14 protein-coding genes and 1 pseudogene are annotated in these 17,775 nt (G+C 72.6%); 8 read left to right on the top strand and 7 right to left on the bottom strand.

The window, feature by feature from the left end; genetic code table 11:
- Both ACOJSN_RS23230 and ACOJSN_RS23225 read left to right on the top strand, forming a co-directional pair.
- Window positions 1–818 (top strand): annotated as a pseudogene (locus ACOJSN_RS23230) (HNH endonuclease); the annotation flags it as partial.
- Between the two features lie 19 nt (window positions 819–837).
- Window positions 838–1,677, top strand: a complete 840-nt coding sequence (locus tag ACOJSN_RS23225) for a PHP domain-containing protein (protein WP_420114857.1) — start codon at window positions 838–840, stop codon at window positions 1,675–1,677.
- Between the two features lie 3 nt (window positions 1,678–1,680).
- On the opposite strand, the gene ACOJSN_RS23220 is transcribed toward ACOJSN_RS23225, so the two are convergent.
- The 3 genes from ACOJSN_RS23220 to ACOJSN_RS23210 all read right to left on the bottom strand — a co-directional run bounded on the left by ACOJSN_RS23220 (window position 1,681) and on the right by ACOJSN_RS23210 (window position 4,444).
- Window positions 1,681–2,427 carry a uridine kinase gene (locus ACOJSN_RS23220; protein WP_420114856.1) on the bottom strand — a complete coding sequence of 249 codons (747 nt, stop codon included), beginning with the start codon at window positions 2,425–2,427 and terminating at the stop codon, window positions 1,681–1,683.
- Window positions 2,428–2,434: 7 nt separating this feature from the next.
- Window positions 2,435–4,018: a DEAD/DEAH box helicase gene (locus ACOJSN_RS23215; protein WP_420114855.1), complete on the bottom strand. Its 1,584-nt coding sequence runs from the start codon at window positions 4,016–4,018 to the stop codon at window positions 2,435–2,437.
- Window positions 4,019–4,201: 183 nt separating this feature from the next.
- Window positions 4,202–4,444: a DUF3107 domain-containing protein gene (locus ACOJSN_RS23210; RefSeq protein WP_420114854.1), complete on the bottom strand. Its 243-nt coding sequence runs from the start codon at window positions 4,442–4,444 to the stop codon at window positions 4,202–4,204.
- A gap of 77 nt (window positions 4,445–4,521) precedes the next feature.
- Between ACOJSN_RS23210 and ACOJSN_RS23205 the strand changes: the two genes are divergently transcribed.
- The 4 genes from ACOJSN_RS23205 to ACOJSN_RS23190 are packed head-to-tail and all read left to right on the top strand — an operon-like array spanning window position 4,522 to window position 13,060.
- Window positions 4,522–5,295 (top strand): DUF3152 domain-containing protein, encoded by a 774-nt coding sequence (locus ACOJSN_RS23205; protein WP_420114853.1) that lies wholly within the window; start codon window positions 4,522–4,524, stop codon window positions 5,293–5,295.
- Window positions 5,265–6,677, top strand: a complete 1,413-nt coding sequence (locus ACOJSN_RS23200; protein WP_420114852.1) for a sn-glycerol-1-phosphate dehydrogenase — start codon at window positions 5,265–5,267, stop codon at window positions 6,675–6,677. Before ACOJSN_RS23205 ends, ACOJSN_RS23200 begins: the two co-directional genes overlap by 31 nt.
- Window positions 6,678–6,716: 39 nt before the next feature.
- On the top strand, window positions 6,717–9,911 hold the full coding sequence (locus ACOJSN_RS23195; RefSeq protein ID WP_420114851.1) for a PD-(D/E)XK nuclease family protein: 3,195 nt from the start codon (window positions 6,717–6,719) through the stop codon (window positions 9,909–9,911).
- Window positions 9,908–13,060 (top strand): UvrD-helicase domain-containing protein, encoded by a 3,153-nt coding sequence (locus ACOJSN_RS23190; protein ID WP_420114850.1) that lies wholly within the window; start codon window positions 9,908–9,910, stop codon window positions 13,058–13,060. Before ACOJSN_RS23195 ends, ACOJSN_RS23190 begins: the two co-directional genes overlap by 4 nt.
- Here ACOJSN_RS23190 and ACOJSN_RS23185 read toward each other — a convergent pair.
- A complete protein-coding gene (locus ACOJSN_RS23185; protein WP_420114849.1) occupies window positions 13,050–14,123 on the bottom strand; it encodes a phosphotransferase in 1,074 nt (357 codons plus the stop codon). The genes ACOJSN_RS23190 and ACOJSN_RS23185 overlap by 11 nt on opposite strands.
- 75 nt (window positions 14,124–14,198) lie before the next feature.
- Here ACOJSN_RS23185 and nudC point away from each other — a divergent pair, with 75 nt between their 5' ends.
- Window positions 14,199–15,119 carry an NAD(+) diphosphatase gene (gene nudC, locus ACOJSN_RS23180; protein WP_420114848.1) on the top strand — a complete coding sequence of 307 codons (921 nt, stop codon included), beginning with the start codon at window positions 14,199–14,201 and terminating at the stop codon, window positions 15,117–15,119.
- Here nudC and ACOJSN_RS23175 read toward each other — a convergent pair.
- The 3 genes from ACOJSN_RS23175 to ACOJSN_RS23165 all read right to left on the bottom strand — a co-directional run bounded on the left by ACOJSN_RS23175 (window position 15,111) and on the right by ACOJSN_RS23165 (window position 16,338).
- Window positions 15,111–15,368 (bottom strand): mycoredoxin, encoded by a 258-nt coding sequence (locus ACOJSN_RS23175; RefSeq protein ID WP_420114847.1) that lies wholly within the window; start codon window positions 15,366–15,368, stop codon window positions 15,111–15,113. The two genes, nudC and ACOJSN_RS23175, sit on opposite strands and share 9 nt — an antisense overlap.
- A gap of 152 nt (window positions 15,369–15,520) precedes the next feature.
- Complete coding sequence (locus ACOJSN_RS23170; RefSeq protein WP_420114846.1) at window positions 15,521–16,009, bottom strand: SRPBCC domain-containing protein; 489 nt, start codon at window positions 16,007–16,009, stop codon at window positions 15,521–15,523.
- The gene (locus tag ACOJSN_RS23165) at window positions 16,006–16,338 is read right to left on the bottom strand and encodes an ArsR/SmtB family transcription factor (RefSeq protein WP_420114845.1); all 333 of its coding nucleotides are present in this window, start codon (window positions 16,336–16,338) and stop codon (window positions 16,006–16,008) included. The genes ACOJSN_RS23170 and ACOJSN_RS23165 overlap by 4 nt, the downstream gene beginning before the upstream one ends.
- A gap of 87 nt (window positions 16,339–16,425) precedes the next feature.
- Here ACOJSN_RS23165 and ACOJSN_RS23160 point away from each other — a divergent pair.
- A partial coding sequence (locus ACOJSN_RS23160; protein WP_420114844.1) for an ATP-dependent helicase occupies window positions 16,426–17,775 on the top strand: 1,350 nt, incomplete at its 3' end.

Raw genomic sequence — 17,775 nt, 5'->3', positions numbered from 1 at the left:
GCCCCGCTCCCGACACCATGGCCTACCTGACCGCGCTGCTGCCCGTCGCCGATGGGGTCGCTGTGTACGCGGCCCTGTCCCAGGCAGCCGACACCGCCCGCGCGGCGGGCACGCCGGCCACCCGCGGTCAGGTGATGGCCGACGCGCTCCGCGATGCGGTGGTCGCCCATCAGCCCAGGGCTGCGGAGGGCGCCCGTGCGGAGCACGAGCCGGCCGGAGCGCCCTCCGGCGTCGGCGTGGTCCTGAACGTGGTGATGTCGGAGCGGCAGCTCTTCGGGAGCGGCACGGCCAGCGAGGCAGAGATTCTCATCGGCGGACCGGCCGGCGGCTTGACCCCCGTGGACGCAGACCTGGCCCGTCAGCTCGCCGCACTCACGCCTGCCGACCGGATCTGGCTGCGGCGCCTCTACACCACACCGAGTGGCAGCGAGCTGGCGGCGATCGACTCCACTCGCCGTCGCTTCCCGCCCGGGCTGCAGCGCCTGATCCGATTCCGCGATCAGGAGTGCCGCACGCCCTGGTGCCATGCTCCGATCCGCCACAGCGACCACGTCCTGCCGGCTGCCGACGACGGCCAAACCACGCTCAGCAACGGTGCAGGCACGTGCGAAGCCTGCAACTACGCCAAGGAAGCGCACGGTTGGCGGGTCAGACCGAGCCCATCATCCGAGAACCCGCACCTGGTCGTGACGACGACGCCCACCGGCCACACCTACAGCTCGGCCCCGCCACCCCCACCCGGCGGCGAACCGTGGACCCTGTGGTCGACCCCGCGCGGCCCGCTCGTCGACATCGTCCCGTCGTCGCGCGCCGCTTGATGCCTGCCACACTGCAGCGATGCGCATCGACCTCCACGTCCACTCGAACGTCTCGGACGGGACCGACGCGCCAGATGAGGTGATGCGCGCGGCGCGCTCCGCCGTCGATGTGGTTGCCCTGACCGACCACGACACCACGGCGGGCTGGGACGCCGCTGCGTCGGCGGTGGCCGAGACCGGGGTCGCGCTCGTGCGCGGAACCGAGATCTCCACCGAGGCGGGTGGCATCAGCGTGCACCTGCTCAGCTACCTGCACGACCCGGCGGACCCGGCGTTGACCGCGATGTTCGAGCGGGCGCGGGACTCTCGCGCCTCGCGCGCACGCACCATGGTCGAGTTGATCGGGCAGGATCTCGACCTCACCTGGGAGGACGTGGTGGCCCAGGCGACCGACGGCGCCACGATCGGCCGCCCGCACATCGCCGACGCACTGGTTGCGCGGGGCCACGTCCCCGACCGGGCCGCGGCGTTCGGGACGATCCTGCGCTCGTACGGGCCGTACTACGTGAGGTACTGGGCGCCGTCCACGGTCGAGGCCGTCGCGGCAGTGCGGGCCGCGGGCGGGGTCCCGGTGATGGCCCACGCTCGGGCCTCCACCCGCGGGCGGACCGTCTCGCTCGAGACGATCCGCGGCCTCGCCGCGGCAGGACTCGCCGGCCTGGAGGTCGACCACCCCGACCACACCGAGCAGGACCGCGACGTGCTGCGCGACCTCGCCGCCGAGCTCGGCCTGCTCGTCACCGGCTCGAGCGACTACCACGGCACCGGCAAGCCGAATCGGTTGGGGGAGTGCACCACCGCCCCCGAGGTGCTCGACCAGATCGAGGCGCAGGGCAGGCTGCCGGTGTTGCGGCCGTAGCGTTCAGGACTCTGCGGGCCAGTCGACGTGCGGACCGTCGGCGCTGAAGCCACGGCTCCGCCATCCGGCCTCGACATCGGGCTGCAGCAGTCGCGGCCGGTCGAGGTCGGTGTTGTCGAGGATCCAGGTGGGGAAGGTGCCCTGCCGGCGCAGCTCGTGCGCGTACATCCGTTGAGCGCCGACGTACCGGGCGTTCGCCGGATGGTCCGGATCGTCCTCCTCGGCGGGCCGAGCGAAGCGTGCATTGCCGCGCGGCACGGTGACCTCCAGGTCGGCGGTGACCAGCAGCACCGCATCGAGCTGCGGCTGCAGCTCCTGGCGCTGCAGGAACACCCCGTCGAGCAGCAGCAACGCATCCTCGCCCACCTCGATCGGGTCGGGGAACACAGCCTCGTCGGTGGCGACATCGTGCACGGCGGGCACGATCTCGCGGCCCGCACGGAACGGGTCCAGCACGCAGCGTCGCAGCGCGTCGTAGTCGAACGCGTGTCGGTAGTACGACTCCGCGTCCCGGCCGTGCGCGTAGCGCTCGGCCCGCGGGCGGTGGAAGGAGTCGATGCCCACGCCGACCACCTCGCGCCCGGAGACCGCCGGCGCCACCGCCAACAGCTCCGCGGCCAGGGTCGACTTGCCCACGCCGTCGGGCCCGTCGATCCCCACGACCGCCCGCTCCCGCGGACGCACGGCGACCACGAGCTCAAGGAGATCGAGCAGGACCTGGGCGCGCTGCGCCGTCGGGCCCTGACTCATACGAGGCTCAGTCCTGTTGCGCCTGCGGCTGGCCTGCCGGCTTGCCGCCCCGGGTGCGACGACGCCGACGACGGCGGGGCGCGCCCTCGGCGCGTCCCTCACCACCAGCCGCCTGGTCGGCCGGGCGCGACTCCGAGCGGTTCTCGCTCTGGCCGGAGCGACCGCCACGGCGCCGGTTGCGGCCGCCGCCCTGGCCGTCACGTGAGCCGCGATCGCGGGCGCCGGCGCCACGGCCCGCACCCTTGCCGGTCTCCCCGAGGTCCTCGAGCGTCTCGGCGCCCAGTCCGGACCGGGTGCGCTCGCTGCGCGGCAGCCGTCCCTTGGTCCCCTCGGCGATGCCGAGGTCGGTGTACAGGTGCGGCGAGGAGGAGTAGGTCTCCACGGGTTCGGGCTTGCCGAGCTCGAGGATGTTGTCGATGAGGTTCCAGCGGTGCACGTCATCCCAGTCGACGAACGTGACCGCGGTGCCGGTGTTGCCCGCGCGGGCGGTGCGGCCGATGCGGTGCAGGTAGGTCTTCTCGTCCTCCGGGCACTGGTAGTTGATGACGTGGGTGACGTCGTCGACGTCGATGCCGCGGGCGGCCACGTCGGTGGCGACCAGCACATCGACCTTGCCGTTGCGGAACGCGCGCAACGCCTGCTCGCGGGCGCCCTGGCCGAGGTCGCCGTGGATCGAGGCGGCGGCGAAGCCACGCTCGGTCAGCTCGTCGGCGACCTTCGCGGCGGTGCGCTTGGTGCGCGTGAACACGATCGTGAGGCCGCGATCCTTCGCCTGCAGGATGCGAGCGAGCATCTCGACCTTGTCGAGCGCGTGCGCGCGGTAGACGAACTGGGTCACGGCCTTGACGGTCGAGCCCTGGTCGGTCGGGTCCTGCGCGCGGATGTGCGTGGGGCGGCTCATGTAGCGGCGGGCCATCGCGATGACCGGGCCGGGCATGGTCGCCGAGAACAGCATCGTGTGCCGGTTGGCGGGGGTGGAGGCGAGCAGCGTCTCGACGTCCGGCAGGAAGCCGAGGTCGAGCATCTCGTCGGCCTCGTCGAGCACGAGCACCTTCACCTTTGACAGGTCGAGGTGGCGCTGCTTGAGCAGGTCGATCATGCGGCCGGGGGTGCCGACCACCACCTCGACGCCGCGCTGCAGCGCCTCGATCTGCGGCTCGTACGCGCGGCCGCCGTAGACCTGCATCACGCGGACGCTGCGGTGCCGCGCGGCGGTGGTGAGGTCGCCGGCCACCTGCACGGCGAGTTCCCGGGTCGGCACGACCACCAGGGCCTGCGGCTTGCCGGCATCGGGCAGCACGTCCCAGCCGTCCTCGCCGGGGCCAACAACCTGCTGCAGCAGCGGGATGCCGAAACCGAGAGTCTTGCCGGTGCCCGTCTTGGCCTGGCCGATGATGTCGTGGCCACCGAGTGCCACCGGGAGGGTGAGCGCCTGGATCGGGAACGGGTGGGTGATGCCCACGTCGGTGAGTGCCCGGACGATGGGCTCGGACACGCCGAAGTCGGCGAAAGTGGCGGGAACTTCGGCGTGCGGGTCGGGCAGTTCCACCTCGGTGGTCTCTGCGACGATCGCGTCGAGGGAGTCGGTCATCGGTGCCTTCGGTCGCGGTGACGCGCTGCGCATCGGCGCAATTGGCAGTCACCTCGTGGTGGCAGCCGATCGCGAAAGGTCGTGGTCGAGCGGGGCTCGACCGTCATAGGCATGCCGTTTCCGAACAGGGCGACCGGGCAGCCTGGTCCCGCTCAGTCTACGGCCAGCGGGTACCGGAACGGGTCAGAGTGTGCCGAACCCCACGCGCCGAGGCTCGTTGGCGCCGATCTGCACGTACCCGAGCGCGGCGGCCGGCACGATCGTGCGGTTGCCCTTCTCGTCGGTGAGGTCGAGCACTGCGGCGGCGTCACCCTTGGCGGACTTGGCGAGGACGTCGGTGACGTTCGCCACGATGTCGTCGGCCTCGCCTTCGACCTCGAGCGTGATCTCGCGCGCGATGTCGCGGACGCCGATGGTGATCTCCACCCTTGTTTCCTCTCCGTCGGTGGGCCGGTCATCGACCCGACTCCATCGTAGGCACGCGCTGCTGACACGATGGACACATGTCTCGACGCGTGATCGCCGTCTCGGCGGCGTTCCTGGTCGCTGTTCTCGTCGGGATCGTGCTCGGACCTGTGGTGTTCGGCGGCACGGCCGCCCCATCGGGACGCACGACGGCGGAGGTCACCACGAGCGAGTCCGTCACCTTGTCGACAGCCTTGCCCGAGGTGCCCACGCCGACGGTGTCGTTGACGGTCGAGCAAGAGGCGGATCTGTTGGCAGGAGTGCGTTCGCAGCGGGTTCCGGCGAGCAGCACCGGTGAGCTGCGGGTCGTACCCGGCGAGACGGAGCCGCCGTCGGGGTCTGCCGAGGTGATGACGGTGCGCGTCGAGGTGGAGGTGGGGCTCGACACCCATGACGCCGCCTTCGCCGCGTTCGTGATCGAGACGCTCAACGACCCGCGTGGCTGGGGCGCTGATGGCTCTGTTCGCTTTGCGCGTACCGACGCCGAGGATCCCGACATCCGCGTGGTGCTCGCGACAGCCGCCACGGTGGACGAGATGTGCGCACCCCTGGCGACGAACGGCAGGTGGTCGTGCGGCCGGTACGGACATGCCGCCCTCAACGCCGACCGCTGGGTGTTCGGTGCCGATGCCTGGAGCGACGGCGGAGGCGACCTCACCGACTATCGGCAGTACCTGGTCAATCACGAGGTGGGCCACCTGCTCGGGCACCCGCACGAGCAGTGCCCGGTGCCTGGGGAGCCGGCGCCGGTGATGGTGCAGCAGAGCATCAGCCTCGACGGGTGCGCGCCGAACGGGTGGCCGCACCCGTGACGACGAGCAACGAGTTCACGGACGCGCTCGCCGGGGCGAGCGACACCCGCGCGATCGTGGCCGGGTTGGGTGTGCTCGACCGCACGGGTGCGGTGTTCCTGGATGTGTTCGGTGCGCTCGAGGCGCACCTCGTGGCCGACGAGAACACCTGGGCGGTTGCCGGCGAGGAGGTGGTGGCCTCGCTGCGCGAGGCAGGCGTGCCCGTGTCCGAGCCGCTGGTTCTGCCCGGATCGCCGAGTGTGTACGCCTCCTACGAGAACGTCGAGATGGTGCGTGACCACCTGTCCCGACGTGGCGGCGGCTGTGCCGTGGTGATCGGATCGGGCACGCTGAACGACCTGGTGAAGCTGGCGTCGGGCGAGCTCGGGCGGCCCTACCTGGTCGTCGCGACCGCCGCCTCGATGGACGGCTACGCCGCCTACGGTGCGTCGATCACCAAGGCGGGCTTCAAGATCACGCAATACTGCCCGGCTCCCACGGCCGTCATCGCGGACCACCGCGTCATGGCGCAGGCTCCGAGGCGACTCACCGCCACCGGTGTGGGTGACCTGATCGAGAAGATCCCGGCCGGTGCGGACTGGCTGATCGCCGACGCGTTGGAGATCGAGCCGATCGAGCGGTCGGTCTGGGACCTCGTGCAGGCGCCGCTGCGCGCCTCGTTGGCGGATCCGGATCGGATTGCTGTGGGGGACGAATCCGCGATCGCCTCGCTGGCCGACGGGCTGCTGATGTCCGGCCTCGCGATGCAGGCCCACCGGTCCTCTCGGCCCGCGTCGGGTGCCGGGCACCAGTTCTCGCACCTCTGGGAGATGGAGGGCCTCGGCCGGGCGTGGGAACCGCCGCTGTCGCACGGTAAGAAGGTCGGCTTGGGCACCATCGCGCTGTGCGCGTTGTACGAGGTCGTGCTGCGGCGTGACCTGGCCACCCTCGACGTCGATGCCGCCGTGCGCGACTGGCCCGCCTGGGCGGAGGTCGAGCGCCGCATCCGGGCCGCGGACCTGCCTTCGGACATCACTGCCGCGGCGCTGGAGCAGAGCCACGCGAAGTTCGTGTCGCCGGCGCGGTTGCGCAGTCGGCTCGAGCGTCTTCGCGAGGTCTGGCCGGCGCTCTCGCGCCAGTTGCGCGACCAGTTGGTCCCGGCGAGCGAGGTCCGGGCCACCCTCGAGACCGTGGGCGCGGTCACCCACCCCGAGCAGATCGCCCTGACGCTGGCGCAGCTGCGATCCACGTATGCGCGAGCGCAGATGATCCGCAGCCGCTACACGGTGCTGGATCTGCTGCTGGAGGCCGGTCTCCTCGAGGAGTGCGTCGCCGAGCTGTTCGCTCCCGATGGGTACTGGGGCAGCAGCAGCGTTCCCGCAGCCGCGCCGCTGCTGACCTGATCGCGGCCCGATGTCGGAGCTCTGTGGTCTGATGCAGATGTGACCGAGACAGCCGTGGTGAGCGACCGGGCGATCGCGCTCGATGCCGATCAGCGCGGTGCTCGTGATGCCATCCTCGCGGGCGGCAACCACGTGGTGCTCGGCGCACCAGGCACAGGTCTGACCAGCGCGGCGCTCGAGACCTTCGTCGCGTGGAGCGAGGCGCAGCCGCCGGAGTCGGCGTTGCTGCTCGTGCCCACGCGGCAGCGCGCCGGCGAGCTGCGGGATCGGTTGGCGCGGCGGCTCGGTCGCACCACCGGCCAGGTGCTGGTCCGCACACCGGCCTCGCTCGCGTACGCGATCCTGCGGCTGCGCGCGAGCCACCGCGGCGAGCCGCCACCCACGCTCGTGTCCGGTCCCGAGCAGGACACCGTGCTGGCCGACCTCATCGCCGGCCACGCCTCCGGCGAGGGCACCCCGATCACCTGGCCGGAGCGGATCGGGCCGGAGACGCTGCGGCTGCCTGCTTTCCGTGACGAGCTGCGTGACCTGCTGATGCGAGCCGCCGAGGCGGGGCTCGACGGCGAGGGGCTGGTCGATCTCGGCCGTCGCCACGACCGGCCCGAGTGGTGCGCCGCCGGCAGGCTGCTCGCCGAGTACGGCGATGTCATGGCCCTCGGCGAGCTCACGCCCGATCGTGGCGCCCGCTATGACGCCGCGACCATCGTGGACCAGGCCGTGGTCGCGCTGCGCACCTGGGGGAGCGAGGTGTCCGAGGACACCAGACCCCGTTGGTCGCTCGTGATGCACGACGACTACCAGGACGCCACGCTCGCCACCGCGCGGCTGCTCACCGCGGTGGCCGACGACGGCGCCCGGGTCACGGTGCTCGGTGACCCCGATCGGGGGGTCCAGGCATTCCGAGGAGGCCAGCCCGGCCTCCTGGACGCCGCCACCCGCGCGGTCGGCTCGCTCGACGGCGGTCTCGGCGCCTCCGTGCACGTGCTCGGCACCAGCTACCGGCACGGGCCGGGACTGCGCGAGGCGATCCGCACTCTCACCGCCACATTGCCGGCGCTGGGTGAGGACCGCCGTCGCACCGCAGTCGCGGGTGGCGACCCCGAGGACCTGCCGGTGCCGCCGGTGCGCCACCTGCTGCTCCCCACTGCCGCGCAGGAGGTCCAGGCGATCGCCCAACAGCTGCGGATCGCGCACCTGCGGCACAGCGTGCCGTGGTCGCAGATGGCGGTGATCGTGCGCACCGGGGCGCGGGTGGGGGAGATCCGCCGTGGTCTGCGCACCGCCGGCATCCCCCTCGCCGCGGCCATCCCCGACCGGCCGCTGCGCGAGGAGGCCGCGGTACGGCCGCTGCTGGATGCGCTGCGCTGCGTCGTGGACGATGCCGTCACCACCGAGGCAGCCGCCGCGCTGCTGCTGTCCCCGATCGGCGGCCTCGACGCCGTCTCGATGCGTGCGCTGCGCCGCACTCTGCGCCAGCGCGAGGGCGCCGGCACCCCCTCTGACGAGCTGCTGCCGAGGCTGCTGGCGCGCGACCGAGACGAGGGCGCCCACGCGGGCCTGCCGCCCCGGCTGCACCGGGCCGTCACCGCGGTCGCCCAGGTGCTCGACGCCGGTCGCGCCGCACTCGCCGAGGACCCCCGCAGCGCCGAGATGGTGCTGTGGGCGATGTGGGACGCCACGGGCCTCGCCCGCGCTTGGCAGGACCGCGCGCTCGCAGGCGGCGCCTCGGCCGACCGCGCCGATGCCGACCTCGACGCCGTGGTCTCGCTGTTCAAGGCAGCCGAGCAGTTCACCGACCGCACCACTGGCGCGGACCCCCGCACCTTCCTCGCGCACCTCGCGACCCAGGACTTCGCCGCCGACACGCTCGCCGCGCGGGGCGAGGACTCCGCGACGGTGGCGGTGCACACCGCCGCCAGCGCGTCGGGCGGTGAGTGGGACCTCGTGGTGGTCGCGGGCGTTCAGGATGACTCCTGGCCGGACCTGCGGATCCGCGACACACTCCTCGGCGCGCAGCAGCTCGCCGACATCACCGCCGCGCGCGACAGCGGGCTCCGCCGTGGTGGCGGTGCCGAGATGGCCGAGGCCCTGCGCGCCGCGCGCGCCGACGTCCTCGCCGATGAGTTGCGTGCCTTCGTGTCCGCGTGCTCGCGCGCCCGCCGGGCGCTGCTGCTGACCGCCGTGCTCGACACCGACGCGCGGCCCTCGACCTTCTACGAGTCGCTGCTGCCCGATGCCGGAGGCGGCGGCGGGGTCGGTCTGCCGCGACTGACGCCGGTGACGGCCGCGCTCGACCTGCGCGGACTGGTCGGCGAGCTCCGGGGAGCACTGCACGGACCCGACGAGCAGGCCGCGGCGGCGCTGCAGGTGCTGGCCCACCTGCGCGCGCACCAGGTCGACGCCGCCGACCCGGACCGCTGGCCGGAACGGCTCGCACCGACCTCGAGCAGCCCTGCCTACGACGCCGCACACCCGGTTCCCGTCTCGCCGTCGGCGGTCGAGAAGGCCACCTCCTGCCCGCTGCACTGGGCGCTCAGCACCTCGGGTGGGCGCAAGCCGAGCACGCAGGCGCAGAACGTCGGCAACCTGATCCACGAGATCGCTGCAGAGCTGCCGCACGGCAGCCTCGAGGAGCTGCAGGCCGCGCTGGCCCGCCGCTGGCACGAGATCGGCCTCGACGACGCCTGGGTCTCCCGGCAGGAGCGTGCCCGGGCGGAGGAGATGGTGCGACGGCTCGCCGGTTACCTCGCCGATCACCCCGAGCGGGTCGACGTCGAGGAGGACTTCGACGTCGAGATCGAGGTCGACGGCGGTCGCGCCCGGGTGCGTGGGCGGATGGACCGACTGGAGCACCTCCCGGAAGGGTTGCGGGTCATCGACCTCAAGACCGGTGCCTCCGCGCCGAGCGTGGAGCAGACGGCGCGGCACGCCCAGCTCGGCGCCTACCAGCTCGCCGTCGAGCACGGCGCGTTCGAGGAGAGCACGCCGCAGGGCGGCTCGCTCGTCTATCTCGGCACAGGGGTGCGCGGCGCGACGCTGCGCCACCAGGCACCGCTGCCGGCGGATGCCGATCCGGGCTGGGCGCACGAGCTGATCGCCGAGACGGTCCGCACGCTCACGTCCGGTGAGTTCCCGGCCCGGCAGAACCCCATGTGCGGGTACTGCCAGGTGCGGACCTCCTGCCCGGTGCAGCCCGAGGGCGGCCGCGTGGTACCGAAGGATGGTGCCGAATGAGCTGGAGCGCGGCACGCATCGCCGAGGTGACGGGTCAGCCGACGCCCACACCCGAGCAGACCGCGGTGATCGAGGCGCCTCTGGAGCCGATACTGGTGGTGGCCGGCGCCGGGTCGGGCAAGACCGCCACGATGGCCTCCAGAGTCGTGTACCTGCTCGCGAACGGTCTGGTCGCGCCCGGTGAGGTGCTCGGGCTGACCTTCACCCGCAAGGCGGCGGCCGAGCTGGCCGACCGGGTGCGACGACGGATCCGCGAGGTACGGGCGGCAGGTGCCGAGATCGACGTCGACGACCGCCCCCGGGTCGCGACCTACAACTCCTACGCCGGCGCGATCGTCCGCGACCACGCGCTGCGGATCGGGCACCCGCCCGATGCCACCCACATCGGCGATGCCGGCCGGTTCCAGCTCGCCGACGAGATCGTCACGAGCTGGGCGGGCGACATCGAGACCGGCTACAAGGCCAGCACGCTCGTCGACGGCATCACCGCCCTGGAGGGCGAGCTCAACGAGCACGGCGTGGACCCGGAGCTTGCCCGCGAGGAGCTGGAGGCGGTGGCCGAGGCGATCACCGACCTGCAGCCGGCCAAGTCCTCGGACGCCGGGAGGGCCGCGGCGGCGCTGCTCACTCGCGCCCAGCTGATGGAGCTGGTGACTGCGTTCGTGCAGCGCAAGCACGAGCGCGGCCTGATCGACTTCGGGGAAGAGGTGCGGCTGGCCGCCCGCATCGCCACCGAGGTGCCCGAGGTGGGGCGTGCCGAGCGAGGCCGCTACCGGGTGGTGCTCCTCGACGAGTACCAGGACACCTCGATCGCGCAGGTCGAGCTGCTGTCGGCGCTGTTCGGCGGTGGACACCCGGTCACCGCCGTGGGTGACCCGCATCAGGCGATCTACGGCTGGCGCGGCGCCGCTGCTGGCACGCTCTTCGACTTCCCGGCCACCTTCCACCGTGCCGATGGCGTGCCGGCCGCCGCAGCGACGCTGAGCACCGCGTGGCGCAACGACGCCGCCGTGCTCGAGGCCGCCAACATCGTGGCTGCGCCACTGCGCGCCGAGGCTGCCGGCGACGTGCCCGTGCTGCAGACCCGCCCCGGTGCCGGCCACGGCCGGGTGCGAGCCCGGTTCCTCGAGACGATCCCGCAGGAGGCCGAAGCCGTCGCCGACTACGTCTCTGAGGTCCGCGCAGGAGACTGCGAGCCGCCGAGCGCGGCCGTGCTGTGCCGCAAGCGCAGCCAGTTCGCCCCGATCTCGGCAGCGCTGCAGGCGCGCGGCATCCCGGTACAGGTGGTGGGCCTGGCCGGACTGCTGCACACGCCCGAGGTGACCGACATCTGGTCGGCGCTGATCGTGGTCCACGACCCCGGGCGCGGCGATGCCCTGATGCGGCTGCTCACCGGGCCCTCTGTCGATCTCGGTGCCGCCGACCTGCTCGCGCTCGGGGAGTGGGCCGCCGCGCAGGCGCGCACCCGCCGCGGTGCCCGGGACAGCCACGCCGACCTGCCCGAGGCCGAGGCGCCGGTGGTGCGCGAGCCGGCCGAGCTCGCGAGCCTCGTCGAGGCGATCGACCAGCTGCCGCCTCCTGACTGGCGTGACCGCGAGGGCCGCCAGCTGAGCGGGGCCGCCCGCTCCCGGCTGGCCCGACTCGCGGGAGCGCTGCGCACCCTGCGGTCGCTCAGCTACCTGTCGCTGCCCGAGCTGGTCATCACCGCCGAGCACGTGCTCGGCCTCGATATCGAGGTCGCGGCGCAGCGCCCCAGACCGGTCGGCGAGGCCCGCCGCAACCTCGACGAGCTGACGGCGGTCGCGTCCCGCTTCTCCGGCGATGCCGAGGACCGCACCCTCGGCGCGTTCCTCGCCTGGCTCGATGCCGCACTGGAGGAAGAGCGCGGGCTCGACGTCGCCGAGGCCGAGCCCGACCCCACCGCGGTGCAGCTCATGACCGTGCATGCCTCCAAGGGCCTCGAGTGGGACGTCGTGGTCATCCCCGGGCTGGTCGAGGGCACCTTCCCGACCACGGCGCCCACCAAGGCTGGTCTCCGCAAGGGGTCCGGGTGGCTCACCGGCGCCTCCACGCTGCCGTACGTGCTCCGCGGCGACCGCGCCCACCTGCCCGAGCTCGACCTCAGCGAGGCGACGACCGCCAAGGAGCTCGGCGCCGTGGTCGACGACTTCAAGATCCGCGAGGGCGCCCGCGCGCTCGCCGAGGAACGCCGGCTCGCCTACGTGGCGCTCACGCGCGCCCGGCGCGAGCTGATGCTGTTCGGCTCGTTCTGGCGTGACGGGAAGACGATCGCCGCCGGCTCGCTGTTCCTTACCGAGCTGATCGAGGCCGGCGCGGTCGATGTCGGCGAGGACTGGCCCGAGGCGAGCGCCCACGAGGGCAACCCGACCCATGACGAGGTGATCTCAGCGCGCTGGCCCGCACCGCCGTCGTCGGACCGGCTGGCCGAGCTGGCCGAGGTGACTCCGGTCGAGGACGAGACCACACGAGGTTGGTGGCGCGACGCCGAGCTACTGCTCGCCGAACGGGACTCCGCGCTCGGCGTCGGTGCGGCGGTGCCGGTGCACCTGTCCGCGTCGGCGGTGGTAGCGCTCGGCGCCGACCGTGACGCGTTCCTGCGCGACCGCCGGCGGCCGATCCCACGCCGCCCCAGCGTGGCGGCTCGGCGTGGCACGGCCTTCCACGCCTGGGTCGAGCAGCACTTCGGCGCGCAGGCGCTGCTCGAGGCCGACGAGCTGCCGGGCGCACAGGATGCCGAGGTCGGTAGCGAGCCCGAGCTCGAGGCCCTGATCACCGCATTCCTCGCCTCACCGTGGGCGAACCGGGTGCCAGTGGCGATCGAGTCCGATGTGGACACCCCGGTCGCCGGTATGACCGTGCGCTGCCGCATCGACGCCGTGTTCTCCGACGGACCCGACCGGTACCACGTGGTCGACTGGAAGACCGGGTCGCCGCCAACCGACCCCGAGGACCTGCGCATCAAGCGGCTCCAGCTCGTGCTCTACCGGCTCGCGTGGGCGCGCTACCGCGGTGTGCCGCTCGAGAACGTGCGCGCCTCGTTCCACCACGTCGCCGCGAACGTCACGATCGAGGCCGATGACTCCGACCCGAACGAGGTCACCGAGCTGCTCGGCGCGCTCAGTCCTTGATCGGCAGCTCGGCGGTGGCGTCGTCGGGGTCCGCGCCCGAATCGGGTTCTGCGGCGGCAGGCTCCGGGCTGGCGCCCGTGCCCGGCTGGAACGACGGCGGCAGCGACTCCACGAGGGGTTCGGCCCTCCCGATCGGCGGCGCATCCGCGACGGCCTCGTCGAGCTCGCGGAGCATGTCGATCGCGTCCTCGATCACCTCGTCGGAGCGGATCCGCACACCGTGCATGAGCCACCGCGCCACCGCCAGCTCACCGGCGAGACCAGCGCGGGCGTCGAACGCGTCGTCGATGGCGCCCTCGCGCGCGTGCGCGTAGTGATGCATCACGGCGTCGGCCGCCTCGGGGGACGTCTGAGCGAGCAGCCACGCGAGGTCATCGGCAGGGTCGGCCACACAGGCGTCGGACCAGTCGACCACCCCGACCACCGCGTCACCATCGACCAGCACGTGCTCGCCGGCCAGGTCTCCGTGCACCGGCGTGGTCGCGAATCGCCACAGCGAGACGTCTTCCAGCGCGTGCTCCCAGCGGCGCAGCAGCCGCGTGGGCAGGTGCCCGGTGCGGGCAGCGTCGTCCACCTCGGCGAGCCGGCGCATGCGGTAGCCGTCGGCGTCGTAGTCGGGCAGGTCCGCGGTGCGCACCACGGCGCCGGACAGCTCGTGCAGCGCCGCGATCGCCCGGGCCAGGCTACGCAGCAGCGGTGCGCCAGGCGTCAGCTCGGCAATCTCCAAGGGGCGGCCGAGCAGCTCCGGGTAGATCATCGCCCGGCCGCCCTCAGGTAGTGACGCGAAGCCGGCGGGTCGGGGCACGTCGAAGGGCAGCAGCCCCCGGTCCACCGCATCGGCGAGCTCACCCAGCAGCGCGACCTCACCTTCCATGGCGGCGCCCGCCGCGGCGTGGCGGGGCGAGCGGACGATCCAGCGGTGATCGTCGGCGTCGACGATCCCGACCACGTCGAAGTCCGCCCCCGGTTCGCGGGGTGGCTGAGTGGCCACCACGTCGAGACCAGGCTTGGCGAGGGTCGCGAGAGCGGCGAGCGCGAGTGGGGTGCGCGGTTGTTCGGGCACCCCACCAACTTACGTCGCGTCGCGTCGAGTGCCGGCGGTGACACGCGCGCCGCACCGCACCACTAGGTTGACCGGGTGGACTCCGACGCGCTGCCGCTGAGCAGAGGCACTCTCGATCGAGACGCCCGACGGCGCAGCGAACCGATCGAGTCGATCCTCGCCGATGCTCGAGTCCGGGTCGTGCGCGTCCGTCGCGGACGGGTCGGGGGAGACGAGGCAGGTATCGCCTTCGCCGACCAGGTGGCCGACGGGTCCGAGGGGGTCTACCTCGGCCGTGACACGGACGGCTGGAGCTATGTCGCCGACCTAGGCACCGGCCTGCCCGACCCCGATCCCGGGCGAGCGCTCGACGACCCCCAGGGGCCGCCGTCGGGCATCAATGTCCGCGACGTGGGCTGGCAGCTCGAGGCGCGCGACGCCGGTCTCGCCACCGCGGCGATCGCGATGGCGAACTGGCACGCGAGCCACCGGTTCTGCCCGCGCTGCGGCGCCCCGAGCGTGATCGCGCTCGCGGGCTGGGAGCGGCACTGCACGGCCGATGGCGCCGCGCAGTACCCGCGCACCGACCCGGCCGTGATCATGGCGATCGTCGACGACGACGACCGGCTGCTGCTCGGGCACGGCGTGGCCTGGCCCGCCACGCAGTTCTCGGTGCCTGCGGGCTTCGTGGAGCCGGGGGAGTCGCTCGAGGCCGCGGTACGGCGCGAGGTCGCCGAGGAGACTGCGATCGAGGTCGGCGAGGTGACGTACCAGGGGTCGCAGCCGTGGCCGTTCCCGGCCTCGCTGATGCTCGGGTTCCGCGGGCGCGCGCTCACCACCGACCCGAACCCCGATGGCGTCGAGGTCACCGAGGCGATGTTCGTTGCCCGCGACGAACTGACCGACCTGATCACGGCCGGCACGATCCGGCTGCCGCGGCCGACGTCGATCGCGCACTACCTCATCAGCGACTGGTACGGCCGCGACTGGCCCACCACGCCGTGGATCTCAGGCTGACAGCCGCGCCTGGACCTCCTTGAGCGAGGGGTTGGTGGCGGCGGAGCCGTCGGGGAACAGGACGGTCGGCACGGTCTGGTTGCCGCCGTTGACCGACTCGACGAACGCCGCCGCGTCCGGGTGCTCCTCGATGTTGACCTCGGTGTAGTCGATGCCGGCGCTGCCGAGCTGAGCCTTGAGGCGCTGGCAGTAGCCGCACCAGGTCGTGGAGTACATCGTGATCGTGCCGGGAGCGGGTGTGGTGGTCATGTGATGCGCAACCAGCCGTGACCTCCGGATGTTCCGGCGGCGGCCAAGGCGGCGCGCTCGACCGCTCACTCCAACTCGTCAACGCCCGCGTAGTCGGCGCGCGGCGCGGCGCCCTCGGCCGTCGAGCGAGACGAACTGGGTGATGGCGACCTTCATGCCGCACCGCCGCTCTCGACCAGCTCGGCCAGCGCCGCGGTGACCGAACCCCAGCCATCGAAGAACCCGAGCTCCTCGTGCGTGGCCTTGGCGGCCGGGTCGCCGTGCCGCACGACGGCCTGGTAGGCGGTGCCGTCCGGGTGCTCGTCGAGGATGATCTCGGCGGTCATCAGCACCGGGGCGGGCCGTGCCGGGCGCCAGCCGCTCGTGATCGCGTTCGTGAACACGAGTCGGCGATGCTCCTGCGCAACCACGAAGATGCCATCGGTGTGCGGGGTGAAGTCCTGACCGCTCGCGCTCATCTGCGTCACGAACCCACCGCCGGGGCGCACGTCGAGTACATCGACTCGCGCGATCGCCGGTGCGGGGACCCACCATCGAGCAAGCAGATCGGGATCAGTCCAGGCGCGCCAGATGCTGCTCGGCGCGGCGTGGATGAGGCGGTCGATGCGCAGGTCGAGCGCGGGGTCGAGGGCTGGGCTCATGGTCTTTCCTCCTGTGTGACGAGCGATTCGAGGCGATCGGTGCGCGTTTCCCAGATCTCGCGCTGCTCGGCGAGCCAGCCGTCGACCAGGTCGAGCCGGTCGCGGTTGAGCTCGCAGGTGCGTACCCGACCCGACTTCGTGGTGCTGATCAGCCCGGTGCGCTCGAGCACGCCCACATGCTTCATGAACGAGGGCAGCGTGATGGGGAACGGTCGTGACAGTTCGGTCACGCTCGCGGGACCGCGCCCGAGTCGCCGGATCACCTGGCGGCGAGTCGGGTCGGCCAGCGCCACGAAGAGCCGGTCGAGCGTGTCGACATGGTTAGCCATGCGGCAAACTATGCACGATCCGAACAGTATGCGCAAGGGCAAAGTATTGGAACGGGTTGTCGGCGGCGCCTGCGAGAATCACGAACGATGTCGACACCTGCTCCCAGTGCCGCCCCGGGCGGACGTCTCCCGACTGCCGATGAGCTCCTCGAAGCCCTCGACCCGGACCAGCGGGAGGTCGCGAGCTCGCTGTCCGGGCCGCTGTGCGTGCTCGCGGGTGCAGGCACCGGCAAGACCCGCGCGATCACCTACCGGATCGCGCACGGCGTGGCCACCGGGCGGTACGACCCGCGGCGCGTCCTTGCGGTCACGTTCACCGCACGGGCGGCGGGGGAGATGCGCTCGCGGTTGCGGGACCTCGGCGTCGGGGCCGTGCAGGCGCGAACCTTCCACGCGGCGGCGCTGCGGCAGCTCTCCTACTTCTGGCCGCAGGCGGTCGGCGGCGGTGTGCCGCGGATCGCCGAGCACAAGGCGCCGCTCATCGGCGAGGCCGCGGGGCGGCTCGGATTGTCGGTGGACCGGCTCGCGATCCGTGATCTGGCGGCCGAGGTGGAGTGGTCCAAGGTCAGCATGGTCACCCCGGACGACTACGTGCGCGCCGCCGCCGCGGCCGGCCGCACCGATGCTGCCGGGCACGACCTCACCACCGTGTCCCGGCTGCTGTCGGTCTACGAGGAGGCCAAGTCTGAGCGGGGCGTCATCGACTTCGAGGACGTGCTGCTGCTCACGGTCGGCATCCTCGCCGAGCGGGAAGACGTAGCCGCCCAGGTGCGCGGGCAGTATCGCCACTTCGTCATCGACGAGTACCAGGACGTCTCGCCGCTGCAGCAGCGCCTGCTCGACCTGTGGCTGGGAGAGCGCGACGAGATCTGCGTGGTCGGTGACGTGTCCCAGACGATCTACTCCTTCACCGGCGCGAGCCCGCGCTACCTCACGGACTTCCGGCGCCGGTACCCGAAGGCCGGGGTGGTGCGGCTGGTTCGCGACTACCGCAGCACCCCGCAGGTGGTGCGGCTCGCGAACGACGTGCTCGCGCGGGCCGGCCGCGCACGGTCCTCGGCGGCCGTGGAGCTGGTGGCCGGGCGGGCGGCCGGACCGCCGGTGCAGTTCATCGACTACGACGACGACGAGGCCGAGGCGCGTGGCGTCGCCACCCGGGTCGCTGCGCTGCAGCGCGAGGGCGTGCCGACCTCCGAGATCGCGGTGCTGTACCGCACCAACGCGCAGTCGCAGGTGATCGAGCAGGCGCTCGCCGAGGCAGGGATCGGCTACCTGGTGCGGGGCGGCGAGCGGTTCTTCTCGCGCGCCGAGGTGCGCGAGGCGATCGTGCTGCTGCGCGGAGCCGCCCGCGCGCAGATGGAGGGCACCATGCCCGAGCACGTCCGCGCCGTGCTCACCGGCGTGGGCTGGCAGCACGAGCCGCCCGCGGCACGGGGC

It is taken from the genome of Pseudactinotalea sp., assembly GCF_048594945.1.
Lineage (GTDB): Bacteria > Actinomycetota > Actinomycetes > Actinomycetales > Beutenbergiaceae > Pseudactinotalea.
Note: the sequence above shows the minus strand (reverse complement) of the source record. Positions and strands in the feature narration are given on the sequence as shown.